The following is a 3730-nucleotide window of genomic DNA, read 5'->3' on the forward strand; positions in this document are numbered from 1 at the left end:
CCTCCAACCTCGCCCGCTATGACGGCGTGCGCTATGGCGTGCGCGTCGACGGCGAGGACATCGTCGGCATGTACGAGAAGACGCGCGCCGCCGGCTTCGGTGCCGAGGTGCGCCGCCGCGTGCTCGTCGGCACCTATGTGCTGTCGGCTGGCTATTACGATGCCTACTACGCCCGCGCGCAGAAGGTGCGCACGCTGGTGAAGAAGGACTTCGAGGATGCCTTCGCCGCCGGTGTCGATGCCGTGCTGGCGCCGGCCACGCCCTCGCCGGCCTTCGCCATCGGCTCTGCCGCCACGCAGTCGCCGGTCGAGATGTACCTGAACGACGTCTTCACCATTACCGTCAACCTCGCCGGTCTGCCGGGCCTGTCGGTGCCGGCCGGTCTTTCGGCGCAGGGTCTGCCGCTGGGCCTGCAGCTTATCGGCCGCCCGTTCGGCGAGGAGACGCTGTTTGCCGCCGGCGCCGCCATCGAGAAGGCGGCCGGCTCGTTCGCCCCGGCGCGCTGGTGGGCCTGACAGCAGAGCTCCGGCCCCGGCCGGCAGCCTGAAAACAGAAGACCCGGCGGGGCAGGGGCCCGGCCGGGTCTTTTTCGTTTCGGGCTTGCGGCGCTCGGCTTTGGGCCGCGCTCAGCGGGCCGGGCGCCAGATGAGGCGCTGCAGTTCCGCCCCGGCGAGTTCGGCGGCCGGCGGCAGCTGGTCGAGCGGGCCGCGATATTGCGGCACGGCGAACACCAGCGACACGTTGGCGGCCCCGCGCGAGGGGCAGATCGCCATGTCGGTCCACAACTCGCCGCCCATGCGGCACGACTGCCGGGGAATGCCGAGCTGACTCAGTGTCATGCCGAGGCGCTCGCCGGCGGGGCCGACCGTCAGCGGGCTCACGCCGAACACCTGACCGATCTTGCCGTCGCTGCCGCGGATGAACTGCATCACCTGCAGGCCGCCGGAGAACGCCGCCAGCGCGCTGGTCACATCGGCCTCGGTGGCGGTCTGAATCGGCTTCACCTCAAAGCCCGGCAGCAGCGCGCGCAGCGCCTGAGCGCTGTAGGCGGTGCCGGGGGTGACGGGGCCGGCGGCGGCCGCGGTGAAGCGCACCGCCGGTCCGCTGACGGTCGCGGCAGCCGGTTCGCTCTCCCGGCCCGCGCCGGTCTCCGGCGTGCAGGCGGCCGTTGCAAGCAGGGCAAGACCGGCAAGGGTGGCGGCGAGGGTGGCGCGCAGAGAGGGTATGCACCCCATGAGGGCTGCTCCGTGTTGAAACTGGAACCGGCTTTCCGCCTGCGGCCACCGGCTTCCCGGCCCTCGGGGCGGGGTTACCGGGCCGGCTGCGGCAAGCCAACCGCGGCGCCTTAGCACGGCGCCGGTTTTCTGCTGGTTAACGAAGCGTTGCGCCGCCGGTCGTCTCGTTCGCCAGCCGCCTTGTTCGGCGGATGGCCTTTGCCGGGCGGCGGCGGTCAGTCGTCGGCGGTGGCGGCCGCACCGGGGGAATCGACGGTCTCCAGTTCGCGCGGCTGGAAGAAGGCGACGATGCGCCCGCTGTGGGGGGCAATCTCCGCCCACGTCTTCTGCGGAAAGTCGATCACCGCCAGACTCGCGGTCGGATAGTGGGTGGCAACCGTCTCGATCAGGGCCGGGTTGCCGGCGCCCACCAGATCGACCGCGGTGTCCTGCAGAGCGGGGTTGTGGCCGATGATCAGCAGCACGCGCGCCTTGCCGCCCGACGCACGGATCACGTCGATGTAATCGGCCGAACCGCTGTCATAGAGCGCGCGCGACAGGCGGATATCCATCTCGCGGTCGAAGTGCGGCAGCAGGCCGGCCAGCGTCTCGCGGGTGCGCCGGGCGGTGGAGCAGATCACCCGTTCCGGCAGCAGCGCATGGGCGGCGATGTGGCGGCCCATCAGCGGCGCGGCATGGCGCCCGCGCGAGTTCAGCGGCCGGTCGTGATCGCCGAGGCCCGGCACGTCCCAAGATGACTTGGCATGGCGGAGCAGGAGGAGACGCGGCATGGGGGATCGGAGTCCGGTTGAGGCGGGGGGCTGGTGCATCTGGCGGTGGGTCCGGCGGGCCGGTGCCCGGCCGGAGACATCCCAGCGTGGCAAGAGTGAGCGGTCCTGTCCAGTGCCCCGCGCGGCCGCCGGAGCGTCCGGCAGCCGCCGCAGTGGCAGAAATCAGGGACGTGCCTCATTTGCAGGCACCGGCGCCCGTAAAGCGGCGTTGTGCGCGGCGGGCGTCATCGCTATAAGGAGCGCGCCTTGAGCCCGAGCCGAGGAGCGCCATGGCTGTCGAAATTGATGACGACTACCGCCCGATTGAGGGTGAGCCGTTCATGAATGAGCGCCAGCGGGAGTATTTCCGCAGGAAGCTGCTTGTCTGGAAGGATGAAATCCTGAAGGAAAGCCGCGAGACGCTCAATCATCTGCAAGAAGAAAATCAGAACCATCCCGATCTCGCCGATCGGGCATCTTCGGAAACCGACAGGGCGATCGAGCTGCGTGCCCGCGATCGCCAGCGCAAACTGATCGCCAAGATCGATGCGGCCCTGAAACGGATCGAAGACGGGTCCTATGGCTATTGCGAGGAAACCGGCGAGCCGATTTCTCTGAAACGTCTCGACGCCCGGCCGATTGCCACGCTTTCGATCGAAGCGCAGGAGCGGCACGAACGGCGCGAGCGCGTCTATCGCGACGAGTAACCGGCCTTCGTTGCGTGCGGCCGGATCTGCCGTGCGCAAAAGGTCAGCAAAAACGCCGGTCCGGCCCTGCCGGGCCGGCTTTTCTTTTGCACACGAACATCCGTCTTCCGCACAGGCGCCGCCGGCCCGCTCAGCGCCGCGGCCGGGTGCCGGGCTCGAACGGATCGCCCTCGAACAGCCGGGGTTCCGGCGGCAGGGCGGGGCCGTCTTCCACCTGCCCGGCGCCCTCGGTCAGGAACGGCGGCTCGTGGGGCGCGAAGGGCTCTTCCGGCAGGAACGGCTCCACCGCGGCCGGTGCGCCCGGGCGGCGCAGCAGGCGATGGCCCGCCGGCGGCAGCGCCGGAGCGGTTTCGCCCGGCCCCTCGCCCTGCAGGGCTTCACCCCAGGCATCGAGATCGAGGCGGCCTTCGGCCGGCGCGCGCGGTGTGGCGCGGCCGGGCGTCAGCGGCGGCGCGGGCGGTCGGATGCGCGCGGCGGCCGGGCGCGGGGGCTGTGCGGCCACCGGTGCGGCCACAGCCGGCGGGGCGCTTCCCGCCGGGCGCCGGGCGGTGGCCGGCCTCTCCGGTGCGGGCTCGGGCGGCGCCGCGGCGCGCAGCGCGGGGGCGGCGGGTTCGGCAAAGGCGGGGGCTGCGGCCGGCGGGGCCGCGCGGGACGGCGCGGCTGCGGGGCGCGCCTCATCCGGCCGGCGGGTGCCGATGGCCGCCTCGACGACGAGGTCGTTGGCGCCGCCGATCAGCAGCAGGTGCTCCACACCGTCCCGCCGCACCAGCGCAAGCGAGCGCCGGTCGTCCACCGCCAGCAGCTCGACCACCGCCAGCCGGCTGCCCTGCCGGCGGCGCCCGCGCGGCATGACGGCCCAGCCGCCGAACCGCCAGGCGATTCGCACCAGCACCGCCGCGATGGCGATGGCGATGAGAATCTGCAGCCCCCGGGCGATGCCGGCCGGAAAGCCGAGGGCCTCGAACCAACTGCTCATGACGGTGATCTCCAGCAACGGGGCGGCGCGGCCCGGCGTACCGGCGCGCTGCGGGGGCGGCCG

4 protein-coding genes and 1 pseudogene are annotated in these 3730 nt (G+C 72.1%); 2 read left to right on the plus strand and 3 right to left on the minus strand.

Features of this window, described 5'->3' with window-relative positions:
* Positions 1-515 (plus strand): amidase family protein (locus tag V7067_RS01920; protein ID WP_334174182.1); only part of this gene is annotated, 515 nt, incomplete at its 5' end.
* A 111-nt stretch (positions 516-626) separates the two neighbouring features.
* On the opposite strand, the gene V7067_RS01925 is transcribed toward V7067_RS01920, so the two are convergent.
* Positions 627-1235: a DUF1131 domain-containing protein gene (locus V7067_RS01925; protein WP_334174183.1), complete on the minus strand. Its 609-nt coding sequence runs from the start codon at positions 1233-1235 to the stop codon at positions 627-629.
* A 215-nt stretch (positions 1236-1450) separates the two neighbouring features.
* Complete coding sequence (locus tag V7067_RS01930; protein WP_334174184.1) at positions 1451-2005, minus strand: histidine phosphatase family protein; 555 nt, start codon at positions 2003-2005, stop codon at positions 1451-1453.
* A gap of 269 nt (positions 2006-2274) precedes the next feature.
* Between V7067_RS01930 and dksA the strand changes: the two genes are divergently transcribed.
* Complete coding sequence (dksA, locus tag V7067_RS01935; protein WP_334174185.1) at positions 2275-2691, plus strand: RNA polymerase-binding protein DksA; 417 nt, start codon at positions 2275-2277, stop codon at positions 2689-2691.
* Between the two features lie 130 nt (positions 2692-2821).
* On the opposite strand, the pseudogene V7067_RS01940 reads toward dksA, so the two are convergent.
* Positions 2822-3730: pseudogene (locus V7067_RS01940) on the minus strand (hypothetical protein); the annotation flags it as partial.

This window comes from Pseudoxanthobacter sp. (genome assembly GCF_036822375.1).
Lineage (GTDB): Bacteria > Pseudomonadota > Alphaproteobacteria > Rhizobiales > Segnochrobactraceae > Pseudoxanthobacter.